Raw genomic sequence first — 18,767 nt, forward strand, 5'->3', positions numbered from 1 at the left:
CCTAGACTTGGGGTCGATCCGAGAGGAAGTGCGCATGACCCAGCCCGCACCGGCAACCTCGCTGCGCGAGCGACGCCGCGAGCGCACGCGCGACGAACTCATCGGGACGTTGCTCACCATCATCGCCGAGGACGGCGTTGACACGGCCACGATCGAGCGGATGGCGACGCGATCGGGCATGGCCCGCGGCACTCTGTACGCCCACTTCCCCGGCGGGCGAGACGATCTGCTGCGCGCCGCTTACGCGCGACTGACGGACGAACTCGTGGCACGCAGCCGGGCGGCCGTCTCGGCGGCCTCGAGCTGGCAGGATCAGCTCGTCGCCCTCGCCCGCGAGATGATCGAGCTCGCCGGTGACCCCCGGGTCGGCCACTTCTACAACGTCTCGGGGCCCGGCCTCATCGCCACGGGGCCCGAGCGCGGGCGCGGCTCGGGGGCGAGCGTCGAGCTCGTGCGCGGGGTGCTGGCCGAGGCCCGCGCGGACGGCGAGCTCGGCCAAGACGTCGACGAGGCGCTCACTGCGGCCCTGCTCGTGGGGGCGCTGCGCGAGGCCGCGATCGCGGTCGCCAGCGGCGGCACCCGCGACGGCGTTGGCGCGGATCCTGCCCGCATGCTCGCCGCGTTTGCGCGCCTGGTCGCGGGGCTGGCCGCCGGCCATGAAGGCCGCGAGTAGTTCGGGCCGCGGTTTGTAGACTGAGGCAACACGCACTGGCCAGAAGGAGAATGCATGACCCGGGTCGCCCTCATTCAGCTCGCAAGCCCTGACGGGGAGACGCAGGCCGAGCGCATCGTGCGCGCCGAGGGGATCCTGCGGGCGCAGCCAGGCGTTGACCTATTCGTGCTGCCCGAGCTGTGGAGCGCCGGGTACTTCGCGTTCGATCAGTACGCAGAGCTGGCCGAGACGCTCGACGGCCCGACCGTGGCGATGGGCCGGCGGGTCGCACGCGACCTGGGCGCCCAGGTGCACCTCGGCAGCATCATCGAGCGGGCCCCGGACGGGGCGCTGCACAACACGGCAGTACTCATTGGCGCGGACGGCAAGATCGCGCAGGTGTACCGGAAGATCCACGTCTTCGGGTATCAGTCGCTCGAGTCCGAACTGCTCACACCGGGCACGACGCTGAGCGTCGTCGACAGCGCGGTCGGCAGGCTCGGCAGCACCACCTGTTATGACCTGCGCTTCCCCGGCCTGTGGCAGGCGCTGAGCGACCGAGGCGCCGAGGCCGTTGTCGTGCCCGCCGCCTGGCCCGCCGCCCGCCGCGCACACTGGCGGCTGCTCACCCAGGCGCGCGCGGTCGAACACCAGGTGTGGATCTTCGCGTGCAACGCCGGCGGCAGCCAGGGCGGGGTCGAGCTCGGCGGCTTCAGCCGGGTCGTTGACCCGTCTGGCGCCATCGTCGGGGAGTGCGGCGCCGGCGAGGAGGTGCTCGTCGTCGACATCGACCCGGGCCTCGTCGCTCGGGTGCGCACGGAATTCCCGGTCATCGCCGATCGCGTCGCGGACTACCCCGGCATCTCGAGCGCGAGTGGGGCGGAGGCGTAGCCGACTCCGTCAAGCACCAACACCCACTGTTCCCGGGGCGTTCACTTCCGGTTCCCCGCCGCGTTGTCGGCGGGTGACCCGCCCTCCCTACCGTTGGTTTTGACCCGCAGTCGATCGGGTCGAACACGATTGAACAGAAGGTAGTCCCAGATGGTTTCCCTGATCACGCTCGATGTCGCCGGCACCACCGTCAACGAGGGCGGCGCCGTGTACGCCCGCCTCAAGGAGGTCGTCGAGGAAGCGCTCTCGGTCCAGATCTCGGACGACGCCCTCCGCCCCGCACTCGGCGCCAACAAGCGCGAGGCGATCGCCGGGTTCCTCAAGACCTTCCGCGGCGAGGCCGACCCCGCCGAGGTCGAGCGCCTCTTCCTCGAGTTCCGCGCCCGCCTCGAGCAGACCTACCGCGATACGCCGCCCACCGCCCTCCCCGGGGTCGCCGAGGCACTCCAGCGCATGCGCGCTGCCGGCATGCAGGTGGCGCTCACGACCGGCTTCGACCGCGGCGTGACCCAGATGATCCTCGACGCGATCGGGTGGACGGTCGGCCCGACGCCCGAGCACACGGTCGACTTCGCCATCACCTCCGACGACGTCTCGCTCGGCCGCCCGGCGCCCGAGCTCATCCAGGTCGCCATGCAGCGCGCGGGCGTCACCGACGCAGACCAGGTCCTCGCAGCGGGTGACACTGAGCTCGACCTCGCCGCGGGCATCAACGCCGGCGCGAAGTACGTCGTCGCGGTGAGCACCGGTGCTCAGTCGCCCGAGCACCTCGCCACCTTCCCGCACACCCACGTGTGCGACGTGCGGGACCTCCCCGAGCTGCTCGGCCTCGCGGCCCCCGCGCTCGCGGAGTGAGCCAGGCGGGACGGAAACGAGGGTTCCGTCCCAGAAACCTCTGCGGCGTTCCGGCGCGCATCGTCGATCACACCCCCGCACGCCCTACCATCGGGATATGCGCACACTGGCAGTGCTGTGGCGGTCAACCCACCCCGGACCGACGTTGGTCGTGACCGCGATCGCCGCAGCGCTCGGGGTCTCGGTCGGGCTCGGGCCGGGCCGGCTCGCCTTGCTGACCGCAGCGGTGTTCGCCGGCCAGGTCTCGATCGGCCTGTCGAACGATGCGATTGACGCCCCGCGCGACCTGGCGGTGGAGCGCACCGATAAACCGCTCGCGCGCGAGGGAGCGCCCCTCCGAACCGCCTGGGTCGCGGCCGTCTCCGCCGCTTTGATGGCAGTCGCGCTCTCGGCCGTCCTCGGCTGGCGAATGCTCCTCGTACACCTCGTGCTCATTGGGTCGGGGTGGGCGTACAACGCGGGGCTCAAGTCCACTGTCTGGTCGGCGTTCTGCTTCGTCCTTGCCTTCGGCGGGCTCCCGTCGCTCGCGACGTTGAGCCTCCCCGCACCGCTCTTCGCGCCCCCATGGGCCACGCTCGCCGGCGCGGCGTTCGGCGTCGCCATCCACTTCTCGAACGTCCTCCCCGACCTCGACGACGACCGCGCGACGGGCGTGCGCGGGCTGCCCCACAGGATCGGCGCGACGGGTTCCGCCATCATCGCCGCGGCCGCGCTCATCGCCGGTGCCGCGGTCGTCGCGTTCGCCCCCGGCTACGCCGTCGGGCGCGGGCTCGAGGTGTTGCCCGTGTTGGGTTTCGCGGCGGTGAGCGCGCTGGCGATCGTCGCCTTGGTGGCGTCGCTACGCCCCGGCGCGAGACGTCTCGCCTTCATGCTCGTGCAGCTCGCCGCGCTCTTGCTCGCGACACAGCTCATTTTCACCGGCGGGCTGACGGGGTAGCGTCCGCGTCCAGCCCCATCGCGTAGGCGTTCGCCGCCAACCGCGCCAGCGGGCCTGAGAGCGCCACGCGCAATGCCGTCGTCGCGAGCAGATGAGCCGCGACCGGCCGCGACCGCCCGACGGACGTGTTCGCGCCGGCGAGGCGGGCAGCCGTCCGTGCCGAGGCAAGCCGCCGCCGCTCCCAGCGATCGAGCTCGCTTGTCGCCTCGTCGTCCCGCAGCCAGCGCACGAGCGCCGACGCGAGCGTCGCCGCGTCAAGCAAGCCGAGGTTCATTCCCTGCCCGCCGATCGGGCTCACCTCGTGTGCGGTATCGCCGATCGCGAACACGCGCCCTCGGCGCATGCGCCCGAGCAACACCCGCCGGATCCCGAAGCCCTGCGCCCTCGCTACCCCGGCAGCGAGCGCCTCGTCGCCGGTGCGCGTGGCGACCGCCCGGCGCAGCAGCTCGTCCGCCCGCTCGCCGGGTGGCTCGACGACCTCCCCGCTCCGCCCGACCCACGCGACGAGCCGGCGCCCGCCCCCGGGCAGGGGGAACGACTCGAGCACGCCCGTCCCGTCGAGGGTGATGACCGCGGTCGTCTCAGGCTGGGTGGGCGCGGCCTTGATATCCGCCATCAGATACCGGTCGGGAAACTCCCGGGCGCGCACCCCGTGTGAGGCCGCCACAAGCGCGCGCCCAGAGGCACCCGCCGCCACCACGACCGCGCGGGCGCGCAGCTCGCCGGGGCCCGCCGCGCTGTCCGTCGTGAGCACCACGAAGTCGCCGGCATCTCGCAGCGAACCCACGAGGACACCGCGGAGCGGATCCGGTGCCCCCGCGCTGACCGCAGCCTCGGTGACCGCTTGGGGCACGGCAGCGACGAACGGAAACCGGGCGCCCGTCCGGTCGAAACGCACCTCGCCCAGCTGGCGGTCGCGCGTGCGGGCAATGCCGCGAGGGATCCGCGCTGCCCGCGCGAGGATCTGCTCGGCGGCCCCCGACGCCTCGAGCGCCAGGAGCGTCGGCGGGTGCACCCCGATCGCCCTCGTGCCCGGCGCGCTGTCAGCACGCCGCTCGAGCACGGCGACGTCGATGCCCGCCCGGCTGAGCTCAGCGGCGAGCAGCAGCCCGCTCGGGCCCGCGCCGACGACGACGACGTCGTGATCGACCTGGTGGGCCCGAGGCCCGCTCACCGTCGCCCCGACTGTGTGTGGTGCACCGCGAGCAGCCGGAATGTCGAGACCTGCTTGGCTGCCCAGCCCCTGGGCAGGCGGGCCGCGAGCTCGTCGCGAGTGTAGCTGCGGCGGATGCTGCGGAGGCCGTCGGTGCGGAGGAACGTCCCGGGTGCGAACGGGGTGATTCCGGCGGCGTAGGCGGCGTACGCCAGGCGGCCGCGCGCGATGTCGGAGTGTACGGCGAGCGTGGTGGCGAGCGCCTCCGAGTCCGCGAGCAGACCCGTGAACTCGGCATCCCCCAGGTGGTGCAGCAGATGGTTCGAGATCACGAGGTCGAACGTCGCCCCCTCAGCGACGAGGTCCCGGCCAAACGCCTGCCGATAGGTGACCCCCTCGGTCTGCGGTGCGCTTCGGGCGACCTCGAGCGCGCGCCCGTCAGGATCCACCCCGATGCCCGTGACCGCGAAGCCGTCGCCGCGGGCGCGCCGGACGAGCCGCCGGAGCACGTCGCCGCCACCGCAGCCGATGTCGAGGATGCGCGCGGGGCCGTTCGTCCGAGCGAGGGCGGGGCGCAGGTGCGAGCGGTACACGCCGTCCCAGCCGGCGACGAGGCGGTTCACGGTCGCGAAGCGCTGGAGCGTGCGCCGCAGCCGCTCGGGGTCGCAGCCGGGATCGTCCATCAGCTCTTCGAGGTGCTGATCGCGATCCGTGAGGCTCATGCCGCCGCCCGGCCGCTGCCGCGGGGCACGCGGCGGGTGAGCAGCGCCGTCTCGACCGTGAGCCCGGGGCCAAACGCGAGCGCCGCGATCCGGGAGCTCGGGGGAAGCGTGTCGTCCTCGAGAATGCGGCGCAGGATGAACAACACGGTCGCGCTCGACATGTTGCCGTGGTCGCGCAGCACCGCGCGGGAGTGCGCAAGCCGCTCGTCGGGCAGCTCAAGGCTCGCCTGCACGCGGTCGAGCACGCTGCGCCCGCCCGGGTGCACCGCCCACGCATCGACGGCGGTCCTATCGACAGCGGCCGTGGGATCCCCGTGCTCGCCGAGCATCGAGCGCACGACCCCGGCAATCTCACGGCCGATCACTCGCGGCACCTCGGCAGTGAGTCGCATGTCGAAGCCCTGGTCGCCGATGCTCCAATCCATGTCCTGCTCGCCGTCGGCGGTGATCGACGTCGAAAACGCCCCCACGTCGAACACGGCTCCTGCGGTGCGCGGCTCCTGCGCCGATACGACGGCCGCGGCGGCTCCGTCCGCGAACACCGCTGACGCCACGATCTGTTCCGGATCCTGCGAGGACCGGATATGGAGGGAACACAGCTCGGCACAGACGACCAGCACGACCGCGTCGGGCTGACTCTCGCTGATGCGCGTGGCGACGCGGAGCGCCGGGAACGCGGCCGCGCAGCCCATAAAGCCGACGTGGGTGCGCTCGGCGTTTGGCGAGATCCCCAGCTGTTTGACCAGCAGGAAGTCGGGCCCGGGCGCGAAGAAACCGGTGCAGGAGGCGGTGACGACGTGGGTGACCTCGGAGGCGTCAACGTCCGCGCGGGCGAGGGCGTCGCGCGCGGCAGCAGCGAAGAGTGGCGGAGCCTCGCGGCGGTAGACCGCGTTGCGCTCCCCCGTGCTCGGCGCCCGCAGCTGCCCATCCTCATCAACAAAGAGGCCGGGCTCGCCCGCGAGATCGCCGAGGACCGTGTACCGGCTGTCGATCGCGGACTGGTCGAATGCCGCCCCGATGAGCCGTGCCGCCAGCCTGCCCATTCCCGCCTGCGCGATGAAAAAGTCCCGCGTCTTCGCCTGGGGCAGGTGGAACTGCGGAAGCGCGGTGCCGATCGCGTGGATCTGGGTGGCCATGCCTCACGCTACTCCCGCGGGAGTCGCCGCGTCGAGAGGTGGGGGCGAACGGGGTCAGGTCCAGCGCCAGGATCCTGCCGGAACGCAGAAACCCCCGCCGCATTCGCGACGGGGGTTTCTGGTGAGTAAGTGGTAGCTGAGGCGGGATCCGAACCCGCGACCTCACGATTATGAGTCGTGCGCTCTGACCAACTGAGCTACTCAGCCACAGAGCCCCGACCCAGGTTTGAACTGGGGACCCCTTCCTTACCATGGAAGTGCTCTACCACTGAGCTATCGGGGCGTACATCATCTTGCGATGACAACCGTTAGAGAATAGCACCAAAACTCGTGCCGTATGAAATCGGCCAGACGCCCGGGCGTGCTGCCACCCGCTAACGGGAAATTGCGTTGTACTTCTGGAAGAACGGCATCGGGTCGACCGGCTCGCCATTGATCTGGATCACGAGATGGAGGTGCGGGCCGAACGACATACCGGTCGCGCCCACTCGGCCGATCATCTGCCCGGCATTCACCACACTGCCGACCTCGACGCGGGTCGATCCTTCTTGCATGTGACAGTAGCGACTCTCGACACTCAGTCCGTCGACCTCGTGCGCGATCTTCACGCCGGTGCCACATCCGTCGGTCGTCGGGCCGCTTTCGAGCACGGTCCCGTCGGCAATGCTCCGGATCGCGGCGCCGTTGCCGGCGGCGAAGTCCTGGCCGTCGTGGAACTGCGCGATCGGTGCCGTGCGATAGCCGAAGGGGTCGGTCAGCGGGACGCCCTTGCTGAAGGGGTACTGCACGATGCCGTAGGGGTTGTTGACGAACGTGTCCGCGGAAATCAGCGCCGCGTCGGCCGCGACCTCGGCGCCGTCGACACCCTCCACGACGTCGACGTCGAGATTTGATGCGGTCGATCCGCCGAGGCTGAGCTGCTGGATCGCGGAGGCCTGCGTGCGGTCCTCGCCGCCCATCGGCGCGAGCGACGGGATAGCGGCCGTGAGAATGAGGCCCGCCACGCTCGCGGCCGCGAGGGTCACTGAGAGCGAGCGGCGCAGGATCCCGCCGAGGCTGATCGACGCAGCGTCGGTGACGGCGGAAAGGTCGTCGCGGCCGAAGTTCGGCGCGACCGGGGCGGCCAGCGGGAGAGAGGCAGAGTGCGGAGCGAGCGGGATCGTGCCGATGTCGAAGCGGAAACGCTGCGCTCCGGTCGCGGTCGAGGGCTCGGCGACCGCGGGCGGGGCGACCGGCTCGGGCGGTGCCGGCGCTGCAGGAACGGGCGCGGCCACTGGCACTGCCTTGATCACCGGAGCGGCTGGCTGGGCGATGGCCGGTGCCGCAGAACTTCGCGACTTGACTGCGGCGCGCGGGCGGATCCTGGGCGGTGCCGCGGACGGAAGAATCTTGACGGCACCCTCGACCGAGACCGGCTCGGTCGGCGCAGGCGCAGCAGGTCCTTCTGTGACCTGGGGGGCTTCTGCCAACTCACGCATGCGGCGTTCCCGGCGCGACTCCGCAGGCTTGGGCGCAGCCCCTGGCGACGCAACAGAGGAGCGCAGACGCTCCTCAGCAAGTCGCGCTTCACGCATGTCCCGACGGGTCAGCGGCGCTGCACGCCGCCCCCGAGGGCGTGAGTGGTCGCTTACGTCCAATATGTCGGTGTCCTTGATGCCAGTGTCAGAATCTGTGGACCGGAGTAAAAGCCGGTGGACTCTGCACGTTACACGACGACCCTGGGCGATGTCACGAGCCTTGACGTTCCCCACAACCGGCCCGGCGTCGCGCCGAACTCCGACGCCCCGAGGCACCCGACGTGGAAGAATGGGGCCGCGCGGATACCCCGCGCCAGGCTCGTGGAGGTGGCTTCGTGTTCGCGCGAATTGTGGCGATTATTGGTGTCGTGTTGGCGCTCTGGATGAGCGTCGGGCGCTGGCTGTTCGGCATCGGCGGCGAGCTCACGTGGTGGTATCTCCCGACCATCGGGCTCGTGTTCGCCGGGCTCAGCCTCTGGACCGCGCGCCGCATCCGCATCACCCGCGAGCGGGGTCGTCCGCTCGGACGCGCCCCCATCGTCGCCCTCGTGCTCGCGTGGGCGTGCGCGCTCGCGTTTGGGATCACGGTGCCCGACAACCCGAACGGCGAGCTCGTCTCGCTGCTGAGCCTCTGGGCGGGGCCCGACGCGCTCGGTATGTCCATCGGCATCTGCAACCCGCTCGGGATCATCGCGTTCGCCTGCCTCATCGCCGCGCTCAGCTTCGCAGCCGCCGCCGGATGCGATCCGCACGTTGACCTGGACGAGTTCGATGGCCAGATGGCGGCGCATCCCCTCGACCCTCGGGCGTAGCGCCGGGCTCGGCCCCGGGCGGGACAGAACCGCATGTAGCTTCCGCTAGGATAGAAAGCGTTGACTGTTCGCGGCCAGCATGGAGGATTCGCCTAGCGGCCTATGGCGCACGCCTGGAACGCGTGTTGGGTTCACGCCCTCAGGGGTTCAAATCCCCTATCCTCCGCAGTAACGAAACAGCCCCTCACCTGGGATTTATCCCGAACAGTGAGGGGCTGTTTTGGTCCCATGGGGCGAAATATGGGGCAAGCTACGATTCCGCGACGTGCTGCGCCAGCCGGTCAACCGCGTTGCGCTGCATCGTTGGGGTGACGTGCGAGTAAATGTTCATCGTCGTGGAGATAGTTGAGTGCCCTAGACGCTCCTGCACGATCTTCGGATGCTCCCCGAGCTCAAGGAGGACTGTCGCGTGGGTGTGCCGCAAACCATGAAGCGTAATCCGCGGCAAATCGGCGATTGCAGTCTGCGCTTTCTCGACGCGATGAACCCAGCGTCGGCTCACTTCATTCTGCGAACGGATTTCCCCATCGAGGTTTGCGAAAATATAGGACTCCGGCCTCGCCAGGTCGAGCGAGATCAAGCCTCGCACCGCACGGTATGACTTGAGTGCTTCGAGGGTTTCACGATCAAGATCGAGGGACCTCGCAGAACCCGTCTTCGTCTGTTTGGTGACGTTGCGCGCAGTGACATCCGCCGCGCGTCGCAGGCTTAGCCTCGCGGTTTTGAAATTTATGTCTCCCCATTTGAGCGCGAGAGCTTCTGATCGACGAAGCCCTGTAAAGGCCATGGTTCGCCACAATGTGAACAGCTCGTCGTTAAGCACCTCGCGATCCCACTGCAAGAAGTGCTGGAGCTGCGAAGCCGACCAGGCAACAATCTCCGGCTTGCTCGCTCGAATATCACGTCCGGTTGGCGCTTTCACGGTGCTCTTCTTCTTCGCCGGGTTCGCAACGAGAAACCCGTCATCAACAGCCGCATTAAGGATCGAGCCAAGCACCATATCCACCTTGCTTAGTGTGTTCGCGGAAAGCGGCTTTCCGTAGCCCTTCGCATCGCGTCGCCCATGCTTCTCAAGATCGCGGTAGTGGCGCCCAATCCGCGTCGCCGTGAGCTTATCGATTGGGATGTCACCCAGCGCAGGCACCAGGTGGTTGCGAATGATCTTCTCGTAGCCCTGCACGGTAGAGGCCTGCAGCCGAAGGCTCCCAACCCAGTCCCCGGCGTAGGCGGAGAGAACCGGAACCTTACTACTGAACTTTTCTTGACTTCGACGCTTCTTCAGCGCCTCCTGGAGTGCATCATCAGCTTCGTCAGCAGTCGAGAATCCCGCCCGACTGAACTTCTTCTCTCCGAGCTCGAGCTGGTCGGGGTCAACCGGCACCCAAATCTGAAAACGCCACCGATCGCCCGCTGACGTGGAGTACTTCTGAAGCGATCCTTTGCCACGCCTCCGAGTGCGAACTCCGCTCATCCTCTGTCTTCGATTCGGAGTCGAAGAACCAGCCGTCGATGCCTAGCGTTGTCCAACGCTGCCCGAAGCGAAGGAACTGCCCGCCTTCTTAAAAAAGCGACCTCTTCCAGCTGCTTGTCAAACGGGCTGGCCTTGGCCGTTTCCTCGGCTACCTCAGCCTCCTCTTGAGCTTTATCAAAGTCGACAGTTCGCGAGACGACTTCATTCGCCCAGAATTCCTCACGAGCCTCGAGATCAAGACCGGAGTTTCCCTTGACCCAGGCCCTGGCTTCTTCGATAGATAGATCTTCAGGTAAGCCCGTGCCCTTAGGCTCATCCTCCGAATCGAGAAAGTTTGGCATCAGGAGATCGACCGGCGTTACACCTAGAACGCCGGCGATCGCTACCAAGTCATCTACATCCATCCGCCGTGCGCACGCCTCGATACGGCGAAGACCCAACACAGGGATTCGATGGCCACGGCGCTCGAGAATCTCCGACATCCGGGCGTAGCTCAGCCCCATGCCTTCTCGATAAATGCGCACGTTTCGCGCAGCAAAACGGCCCGTGTGCCCAAGGGCCAGTTCTTTCATCCCCGCCTTGTCAACCATGTCGCCGATACTACGCGATCATCTTGATCTCAAAGTGCGTCCAAGTTGACACTGGTCCGCCAATGCACTTCTATGTAGCCAAGGAGGCATCAATATGATGCTTCCGCGACATACATTTGAGGTGAATCATGGAAGCTATCCCCCCGGAACCTGACTTGAGCACGTTGCGTAGCTCGGGATCACTAACAATCACCCGCAAGGATGCAGCTGCCGCATTGGGCGTTGACCCGAGGACAGTCACCGCCGGAATAGAGAGTGGCGCGATTCCGGCAGTGAAGCTAGGTCGTCGGGTTCTCATCCCACGGGCCAAGTTCTTGAAGCTTTTCGAGGCTCTCGATGATTGAGGACAGCATCGCTTCGAATGCGCCAGCCTCGGTCTCCAGGAACCGTTCACTGAGGCTCACCAACGCCAGCGACGTTCGTCCCCGTCGAGTTAAGTGGCTCCTCACGAACTTGATTCCGGTCGGCACCATCACAGTGCTTGCTGGTGACAGCGGAATTGGAAAGTCAACACTCGCGCTCTCCTGGGCTGCCGCCGCGACAAAGGGCGATCTTGACGGCGACTTCAGCGAGACTCCATCACCAGTGCTCATCGTCTCACCCGAGGATGATCCTGCTGCGGTGACAAGACCGCGCCTTGAAGCCGCGGGTGCCGACTTGCATCAGGCACGATTTGTGTCGGTAACGAGTCACACCCAGACAGGGGCTGTCGACGGAACTGTCTCGCTTCCGGGAGATCTTCCCCTGATCGAGCTAGCCATTGCGCAAACAGGCGCCCGCTTGATCATCGTCGATCCGATTGCATCGACACTCAGCGGCAATCTCGACCGTAGAGAGGATGTGCGGGCGAGTTTTGACAGGCTCGCGGTGCTGGCGCAGCAGAGAGAGGTCGCAATCCTGCTGATTGCGCACAACAGGAAAGGGATGGACCGTGTTCGGCAGCGAATAAGCGGCTCCGCTGCCATCACCGACGCCGCCAGGTCAGTACTGGTGATTGCGCGCGACGAAGAGACCGGTCGGGTGGTTCTCTCCGCAGATAAGAGCAGCTACTCGAAAGCAGAAGGCCTCAGCCTTGCCTACGAGATCTGCGAGGTGTCTCTGCCCACCTCCGGCGGCGATGTGGTCGAGACCACCCGGGCCATCCTGTGCGGCGAATCGAGCATCTCCGTTGCCGAGCTGTACGAGCGGCAGGTCGAAGATGTTGATCGACGGAAACGGAGGAACCCCGCCCAGCAATATCTTCTCGACTTCCTCGAGCAGCAGCCTCAGAGGCAATCGCCGGCGGACGAGGCCATCCGGCAGGGACAGGAGGCAGGATTCAGCGAAGGTCACCTTCAAGACGCGCGGCGCCGTTGCAAGAACCCGGAGATCAGTACCTGGAAAGACGGGTTCAGTGGCGGCTGGATATGGGGGATCCAAGAAAACAAGAGCAAGACGGACGGCCTCGCAACGGTCACGAAGATGGCGAAGGCGGCAGGTTCATGAGTACACGCACCTTCGTGCCGTCTTCTAAGAATGCCTACCTCGGTTCATGCGCGACGACGCCCCCGGCAAAGCGATGAGCGGGGAACGGTACGTCTACGACGGCCCTGGCTCGCTCAGCGCGTCCGATCTGAACCCACAAGGGCGAGCCGCCCGCGTGCTTTTTCTCCATGTCGATGCGGTCTTCCCAAGGCTCACCGAACCGCCAGCGCTGACACGCGTCGAGTACGAGATCGTGAGGGGCGAATTCGGGTGGGAGAAACACAACGGATTCCACGCACTATCGGGGTGGCGCAAGCGCGTAGGGGAACGCTGCGCCGGTTTCGAAATCGCCTTTGCCCTCGCCCAGCGCCACGATCTCGAGAGATCCGCCCTATTGTCCAGCGCAATGAGTTTGTACATGCCACGGGCACAGGCCAGCACTGCACCAATTGAAGGTTTAGGCTCAGGTCAACCTCTCGACCACCTTCTATCGGCCATTCTCAACAGCCTGGCCTCGCTTCGAGCAGCCGGAAGACGTGTCGATGAGATCACCGTCTACCTAAACGAGTCGCAAGACTTCGTAGACGATTTAACCGGTCGAATCCGAGATCGCGACTCCTCCATTGCTGCTGACATTCGCCGAGCGCACCCTCAACTCGGTCTGCTCTCTGAGCGACTTCCACTTCCGGAGGAATTCGAGATGCTCGACGACTGGCTCGAAAAAGTCGCGCCGCTGCCAGGAACCGTGATGCCTGAAAATTGATACTGATCACCCTGAGACTCGGCGACAGGGGCTCGCTGACTGTCGACCTCGCCGCCAGCCGTTCACATCGCTCGACCCATTTCAATCACCGATCCATTCACTCTATGAACGCTTCTTCGCCAACCAGCTTCCTGCCCAACTCACCTTGCCGACGTTTTTGCCGTACACGACTGGCATTCGAGGGTTTCTGCCCGCCGTTTTTGCGTAAGACCATCACGTGAAGACCCGGCAGCAACGTATCTTCGAAGAGCAAGTGCGCCGCGAAGTTGCTCGCCGGAATCCTCGTAAATGCGAGCAGGCTGCGCTACCTGATGTACAGCCCGAAGCGCACCTGGCAGAGCGAGAGCGAAATGTTTCTGCGTACGGGGTGAAAGCCCGTATTGACGCAGACGGGAATCCGCTCTCCAAGGGCGCCTACCGTTCCGCTGCAGAGCACGGCTACGCCTACCGTGAGTTCTGGCGACCCCGTCACAGCAGTGGAAAGCTCGCACATCGCGGTGCACCTGCTGGCGGAGACTCCGGGCTGTGGAGGCTCGTATGCGCCCGTGATGATTGTTGGCGCGAGTTCGTTACCAACGCCAGACAAAGCCGGTTCTGCTCCGAGGCGTGCGCGCGTGCTGACCAGCGCATCAAAGCGCAAGCCAAGCGTGCGCGCTTCGAAGCCGCAACAGTCGAATGCGCGATGGGTGAATGCCGTGAGCGGATCTTCCAGCTGCGCCCTGACCACCGTTATTGCTCGACTATCTGCCGCGACAGCTCTCGGACCCGACCGCCCGTTGCCCACAAGGCTCGCCCGTGCGAATTTTGCGGGGAACAGTTCACCCCAAAAAATGTCCGTGCCCGATTCTGTAGACCGAACTGCCGCGCGCGCGCCTGGACGCGAGCACAGACCACTCTGAGTGCCGATACGGACCCCATTAGGGTTCCTAATTCCAATTCGGATGAGGGGCCGTGAGGCCGGCGGCAACCTTAGCTTCCAGCGTTGACGATTCAACACAGCTCAGTGACCAACCGTGTGACTAGTCGGTTCATCGGCGCTCGCCGCTCCGATCGTTACCGATAGGAGGCAATCCGCCTTCGACAATGAACTCCGGGCCACGGCGCCAAGCATGAGTCGCGCTCAGCGCGTGTGAGGCGACTCAGCGGCAAGCTTGCGGGCCGCTCACCCGCAGCCCGCGCATTGCTCCTTTGATCGCGCACGGGACTTCATATAGCGAACAATCATTCGCGAGATACGCTGACTTTGATAGGCAACACGGCGCCGGCAAAGATGGAGACAACGTGGACTTCGAAAAATTATTGCGGGATTCTGAGGACGCACCCCCAACGAACCCACGCGAACTCTACGAGCAGCTCCCCTTCAAGGCCAAAGACTACGGCTACATCCGCGATGCTCAAGCGCAGATTCTCACCAAATGGGACGACAAACGTAGTCAGCGGGACATTGTCATCAAAGTCAACACGGGCGGCGGGAAAACCATCGATGGGCTCATCATTCTTCAGAGCTATCTCAATGAGGGAATTCGGCCAGCTCTTTACGTCGCACCCAACAATTTTCTCGTCGAGCAAGTAGTAAAGGAAGCTGGCAACCTCGGCATCTCAGTCGTCACCGACCCAGAGACCCCCGCCTACCTCGCTGGAGAAGCGATAGCTGTAGTCAATGGCGCGAAGCTATTCAACGGGCGCACCGTTTTTTCCGACAACCGGCCAAGTGCACCGCGCGTGCCAATAGGAGCAGTCGTAATTGACGACGCGCACGCGGTATTGGCAACTCTAAAAGACCAGCTTTCGGTCACGATTGCGAGTTCCAACCCCGCTTTCAAAGAATTGCTCGATCTGTTCGAGGAAGACCTTAAGCGGCAGGCACCGGACGTCCTACTGGACATTCAAGAGAAAGTTGGTGGCGGGTTCGCTCGGGTTCCGTTCTGGGCTCTATCAAACAAGCTTGATCAGGCGCGGGCGATTCTTCGCAGGTACAAGCCCGACAATGAGTTCGACTTCGGCGCGGACGCAATCCGAGATTCCCTAGGTATATGTCGCATCGTCTTCACCCGTCTGGCATTGACAATAGTTCCCCCTGTACCTCCCGTAGGTCGAGTACACAGTTTTGCCAACGCTCAGCGCCGAGTCTTCTTGACCGCCACCCTCGCAAATGACAGCGCCTTGATCACAGATTTCGATGCCGACCCAGTCTTAGTGAGCGAGCCAATTCAGCCGCTCACGGCGGGTGACATCGGCGAGCGAATGATCCTCGCGCCTCAAGAGATCAACCCCTCCATCACAGCGGACGAAGTTCGCGCAGAGATTGCGAAGCTCAGCAAGACTCACAATGTCCTAGTGATCGTCCCTAGCGACAAGGCAATGGAGACTTGGCGCCAGCACAGCCCGACAATTGCGACCAAGAACAATCTGACAAAAGTCATAGCCGCGATGCGGTCCAAGGAACATGTCGGACTCGTGGTCACCGCAAATAAATACGACGGAATTGACCTTCCAGACGATGCTTGCCGAGTCTTGGTGATTGACGGTCTACCTCAAGCCTTCAGCGGCGACGAGCGCTTGGAGTCCCTGATGCAGCTCGGGATCGGCGGAGTGGACGACCGCCAAGTCCAGAGACTCGAACAAGGTATGGGTAGGGCAGTCCGAAGCAATGAAGACCACTGTGTTGTGTTTCTTATCGGGCGCAGACTCGCGCAACTAACAGTTGACCCGCGAACGCTGGAACGGTTTAGTCCAGCGACACAAGCGCAGCTCAAGGCATCACGAGTGATGGCCAAAAATATGGACAACCAGCCGCTTCGCAAGATTATGGAGACGGCGGCGCAGTCCCTCACCCGTGACCCATCATGGGTGAAGTACGCGAAAAGCCGCTTGCGCTCCCTCGTTCCCTCCCCCGCCCGGGTCGAGAACTCGGCCGTCGAGATGCGTCGCGCGTTTGATTCGGCTAATGCAGGAGATCTCGAAGGTGGCGCGAGTCGTTTGACGGCTGCTGCCGAAGCCTGTGATGACCAGAGAAAGGCAGGACAGCTGCTGGAGCAAGCGGCTGCTTACGCGGAACGATATAACCCAACTCAAGCTCAAAGTCTCCTTGCTTTAGCACGTAGTAGGAATTTATATGTGTTGCGTCCGTTGACGGGAATTGCGTATCGTCCGCTCACGTTCGCCGGTTCACAAGCTGCAAAGGTGGCCCACCGGGCCGCCGCCATGTTCGGTACGCCGCAAGCCATGCGAGTGGAGGTGGAAGGTATTCTCGATCGCCTCCAGTTTGATCCGACAGCGACTGAGGAATTCGAAGAAGCCGTCTTGGAGCTTGGGCTGTTCCTCGGTCTTGGCTCACAGCGGCCAGAGAGGGAGCTCGGACAGGGGCCAGACAATCTCTGGGCAATCGATTCTGGCCAATTCTGGGTGATTGAAATCAAGAGTGGTGCTGTGAGCGAGTTCATCAGCAAGAGGGATGCAGGTCAGCTTGGAGAAGCAATGCAGTGGTTCGGGGGTAAATACCCCGCAGACCAGGCGGCTACGCCAGTAATGATTCACCGCGAAAGGAAGTTACACAAAACCGCCTCCGGACCTTCCGAAATGCGCGTGCTAAACGCAAGGGGACTTGGCGAGCTCACGACAGATGTGCGTGCGCTTGCTGAAGGGCTCGCAATCAGCGGCTGGTCAGACCTTTCCAACGTGGCGCGACTCTTGAACGGCCACCGCCTCGACGCGGCGGGGCTCGTCAATCGGCTCGTTGCCCCAACTGGTGGAACGGCATAGCGGCGGTCCCGGAGAGTGATCGCAATACGATTCAGTGGGTTGCGAGTCCTGCAAACACATTGGCATAGGGCCCGCGAGTCATTTCGGTATTGGCTACGGACGGCACCTGAATGTAGTCATGATCGGGGTTTCGCGATGGCCCATACGGGCCAACTCTGCAACTGCGCAACCTCATCGTCTCGAAGCTCCGAAATGGCGAGTTCCAGCTCCTCCGTGTCCTCAACCAGAATCAGCAGACAAGCTTCCAGCAAGCCAGCTTGGTTGTCCTCCCTGTTCAGAGAACGTCGCGCTGCACGAATGTCGCGTCGGTCCTGATCACCAAGCGTCCGCATACGATGCTGAATCTGCCACCAGTTGATTCGATGTATGAGCGAGTCTGGGTCTTCAGCCAACAACCACTTGCAAAGGTCGGTAGCTCCTCGGAGTAGGTAGTTGCGTCGAGGCTCCTCACGCACCAAATCCGTAGCCGAGAGAAGTCGGAGCAACGTCAAGTTGGCAAGGATGAGCGCTGTAGCGCGATCCGTAAGCTCCTCGTAGACGGCCACTATGCCCTGCAACCTCAGATTTAGAACCGAAGCCATATCTTCCTGCGTCACGGCCTCATACGCTGTCCCGAGCTCGATCGACTCTGGTGTCCCCTCGTCGTCGAGCCGGTAGATGCGGAATCGATCACGTTTGGTGGGATCGAAAGGATCAACAATCAACCGATAGCGTTCGTCTTGGGCGGGCATGACAATGACCATGATTTTGTAGGCGCCGATCGCGATGTCAATGCGCCCGCTCCCATCAGATGTCCCACGGACCGGACGATCCTGAAGAACTCCCTCATGGAGAGCGAAGAGCGTCCGTTTCGTCTCATCGTCTATATCTAGGGTCAAGGTTTGATCGTCATCAACGCCAAGCTCATCAAACAACTCGATCAGACAGGTGAGCTCAGCGCGGATCTCACGCAATTGTTCTTCAAGATTGGGGTCACTGTCATGCGGTTCGTGCAGCTCTCCCCCGATGACTAACGAGTCTCCAGCGGCAGCAGCGATCATGAAATCGAAGTTATTCGCTTGTTCTCGAAAGGAGCCTTTGCGCGTCAGGTTGAGATTCGTGCTGATCTTGTTATTGAGAAACTTGAGCTGAAGCTGAAGACCCTCAGAGAGCTGCACTAGCACCGTGCTCTCGTCGACTCGACGCCCAGAGCCATTGGCAAACTCGACGCCCCCGCAAACAATTGAAACTGCGAGATCCCGTTCCAAGTAGTCGGACGGGAAGATCTCTAGGTCAATATCGAGCGCAGTTTCAATGCCTCCGGGCAGGTGCGCAACCACCACGTAGTCAGTCTCGGCGAGCGCAAGGCGCGTGGGGCGGGACTCATTGAAGCCGTCCAGCGAGTGGATGGTCAAGCTCTCTGCTTTGTCCAGGAGGTGATCATTCCTGCTCGTTGCGGCACTTTGAGTGCGACCGTGCCAAGCGAGACGGATGATACTCTCGACCTTCACTGCCTCAGCGGGGAGACGAGTGAGTTTGATGGAGAACGTCTTCTGTTCCAGAGAGCCTTTGTCTAAAAGGCGATCAATCTTGAACGGAAGCAGAATGACATAGAAAACCTCCCGTTGCAGACCCCCTTCACGCATCGGCACGTAAAAGTAGACGCCGCCACCATGATTTCGGAAAAACCGAAGTACCTCGCGCTCAACAGGAAATGACTGACTGTCACGCAAAGACTTAGTCTTCGCCTTCGTCACTCGCCCCTTGACCTGCACGGGAACGCGGCCCGCATGAGTCTTCTTGCTGTGCTTTTCGGAGGTGTAGAAGTCAATATGGCCGTCCGTAATGGGAGTCCTGTCCCCAAATGCGACCTCAGGAGATAGCCGCGCACATGCCGCAATACGGTCGGTTACGGCGTTGACAGCTAAGAGTTCTACGGACACACTCCAAAGTATCTCGTACTGTTCAATATTTACCTCACGCAGGAGAACGAGAGGCTACCTATAGTGATGCAACGGTGAACTAGGCAGACGCCCAACGAGAAGTCCAGGAACGAGCGTATG

16 protein-coding genes and 3 tRNA genes are annotated in these 18,767 nt (G+C 63.9%); 10 read left to right on the plus strand and 9 right to left on the minus strand.

Annotated features, from left to right (window positions below):
• Nucleotides 1-34 precede the first annotated feature (34 nt).
• The 4 genes from JW030_RS12380 to JW030_RS12395 all read left to right on the plus strand — a co-directional run bounded on the left by JW030_RS12380 (nt 35) and on the right by JW030_RS12395 (nt 3,335).
• The gene (locus tag JW030_RS12380) at nt 35-673 is read left to right on the plus strand and encodes a TetR/AcrR family transcriptional regulator (RefSeq protein ID WP_188045530.1); all 639 of its coding nucleotides are present in this window, start codon (nt 35-37) and stop codon (nt 671-673) included.
• 54 nt (nt 674-727) lie between these two features.
• Complete coding sequence (locus tag JW030_RS12385; protein ID WP_188045529.1) at nt 728-1,543, plus strand: nitrilase-related carbon-nitrogen hydrolase; 816 nt, start codon at nt 728-730, stop codon at nt 1,541-1,543.
• A 150-nt stretch (nt 1,544-1,693) separates the two neighbouring features.
• Nucleotides 1,694-2,398, plus strand: a complete 705-nt coding sequence (locus JW030_RS12390; RefSeq protein ID WP_188045528.1) for a phosphonatase-like hydrolase — start codon at nt 1,694-1,696, stop codon at nt 2,396-2,398.
• Between the two features lie 97 nt (nt 2,399-2,495).
• Nucleotides 2,496-3,335: a UbiA family prenyltransferase gene (locus tag JW030_RS12395; protein WP_188045527.1), complete on the plus strand. Its 840-nt coding sequence runs from the start codon at nt 2,496-2,498 to the stop codon at nt 3,333-3,335.
• On the opposite strand, the gene JW030_RS12400 is transcribed toward JW030_RS12395, so the two are convergent.
• The 6 genes from JW030_RS12400 to JW030_RS12425 all read right to left on the minus strand — a co-directional run bounded on the left by JW030_RS12400 (nt 3,313) and on the right by JW030_RS12425 (nt 7,824).
• Entirely contained in the window at nt 3,313-4,509 is a 1,197-nt protein-coding gene (locus JW030_RS12400; protein WP_188045526.1) for an NAD(P)/FAD-dependent oxidoreductase, read from the minus strand. The two genes, JW030_RS12395 and JW030_RS12400, sit on opposite strands and share 23 nt — an antisense overlap.
• Nucleotides 4,506-5,210 (minus strand): methyltransferase domain-containing protein, encoded by a 705-nt coding sequence (locus JW030_RS12405; protein ID WP_188045525.1) that lies wholly within the window; start codon nt 5,208-5,210, stop codon nt 4,506-4,508. The genes JW030_RS12400 and JW030_RS12405 overlap by 4 nt, the downstream gene beginning before the upstream one ends.
• The gene (locus tag JW030_RS12410; RefSeq protein WP_188045524.1) at nt 5,207-6,346 is read right to left on the minus strand and encodes a type III polyketide synthase; all 1,140 of its coding nucleotides are present in this window, start codon (nt 6,344-6,346) and stop codon (nt 5,207-5,209) included. Before JW030_RS12410 ends, JW030_RS12405 begins: the two co-directional genes overlap by 4 nt.
• A 130-nt stretch (nt 6,347-6,476) precedes the next feature.
• Nucleotides 6,477-6,553 (minus strand) — tRNA-Met (locus JW030_RS12415).
• 4 nt (nt 6,554-6,557) lie between these two features.
• Nucleotides 6,558-6,629 (minus strand) — tRNA-Thr (locus JW030_RS12420).
• Nucleotides 6,630-6,720: 91 nt separating this feature from the next.
• Complete coding sequence (locus tag JW030_RS12425) at nt 6,721-7,824, minus strand: M23 family metallopeptidase (protein WP_188045523.1); 1,104 nt, start codon at nt 7,822-7,824, stop codon at nt 6,721-6,723.
• Between the two features lie 374 nt (nt 7,825-8,198).
• Between JW030_RS12425 and JW030_RS12430 the strand changes: the two genes are divergently transcribed.
• Both JW030_RS12430 and JW030_RS12435 read left to right on the plus strand, forming a co-directional pair.
• On the plus strand, nt 8,199-8,675 hold the full coding sequence (locus JW030_RS12430; protein ID WP_241095459.1) for a hypothetical protein: 477 nt from the start codon (nt 8,199-8,201) through the stop codon (nt 8,673-8,675).
• 81 nt (nt 8,676-8,756) lie between these two features.
• Nucleotides 8,757-8,841: transfer RNA gene (locus JW030_RS12435), tRNA-Ser, on the plus strand.
• Between the two features lie 84 nt (nt 8,842-8,925).
• Here the strand turns inward: JW030_RS12435 and JW030_RS12440 are convergent.
• Both JW030_RS12440 and JW030_RS12445 read right to left on the minus strand, forming a co-directional pair.
• Nucleotides 8,926-10,056, minus strand: a complete 1,131-nt coding sequence (locus tag JW030_RS12440; RefSeq protein ID WP_188045522.1) for a site-specific integrase — start codon at nt 10,054-10,056, stop codon at nt 8,926-8,928.
• A gap of 86 nt (nt 10,057-10,142) precedes the next feature.
• The gene (locus tag JW030_RS12445; protein WP_188045521.1) at nt 10,143-10,736 is read right to left on the minus strand and encodes a hypothetical protein; all 594 of its coding nucleotides are present in this window, start codon (nt 10,734-10,736) and stop codon (nt 10,143-10,145) included.
• Between the two features lie 128 nt (nt 10,737-10,864).
• On the opposite strand from JW030_RS12445, the gene JW030_RS12450 reads away from it, so the two are divergent.
• The 4 genes from JW030_RS12450 (at nt 10,865) to JW030_RS12465 (ending at nt 16,725) form a co-directional block, all read left to right on the plus strand.
• On the plus strand, nt 10,865-11,080 hold the full coding sequence (locus JW030_RS12450; protein ID WP_188045520.1) for a helix-turn-helix domain-containing protein: 216 nt from the start codon (nt 10,865-10,867) through the stop codon (nt 11,078-11,080).
• On the plus strand, nt 11,073-12,221 hold the full coding sequence (locus tag JW030_RS12455; RefSeq protein WP_188045519.1) for an AAA family ATPase: 1,149 nt from the start codon (nt 11,073-11,075) through the stop codon (nt 12,219-12,221). Before JW030_RS12450 ends, JW030_RS12455 begins: the two co-directional genes overlap by 8 nt.
• A gap of 46 nt (nt 12,222-12,267) precedes the next feature.
• Entirely contained in the window at nt 12,268-12,963 is a 696-nt protein-coding gene (locus tag JW030_RS12460; protein ID WP_188045518.1) for a hypothetical protein, read from the plus strand.
• A 1,281-nt stretch (nt 12,964-14,244) separates the two neighbouring features.
• The gene (locus JW030_RS12465) at nt 14,245-16,725 is read left to right on the plus strand and encodes a helicase C-terminal domain-containing protein (protein WP_188045517.1); all 2,481 of its coding nucleotides are present in this window, start codon (nt 14,245-14,247) and stop codon (nt 16,723-16,725) included.
• A gap of 116 nt (nt 16,726-16,841) precedes the next feature.
• Here the strand turns inward: JW030_RS12465 and JW030_RS12470 are convergent, their stop codons facing one another.
• A complete protein-coding gene (locus tag JW030_RS12470; RefSeq protein ID WP_188045516.1) occupies nt 16,842-18,647 on the minus strand; it encodes a hypothetical protein in 1,806 nt (601 codons plus the stop codon).
• Nucleotides 18,648-18,767 lie beyond the last annotated feature (120 nt).

This window comes from Leucobacter sp. CX169 (assembly GCF_017161405.1).
Lineage (GTDB): Bacteria > Actinomycetota > Actinomycetes > Actinomycetales > Microbacteriaceae > Cx-87.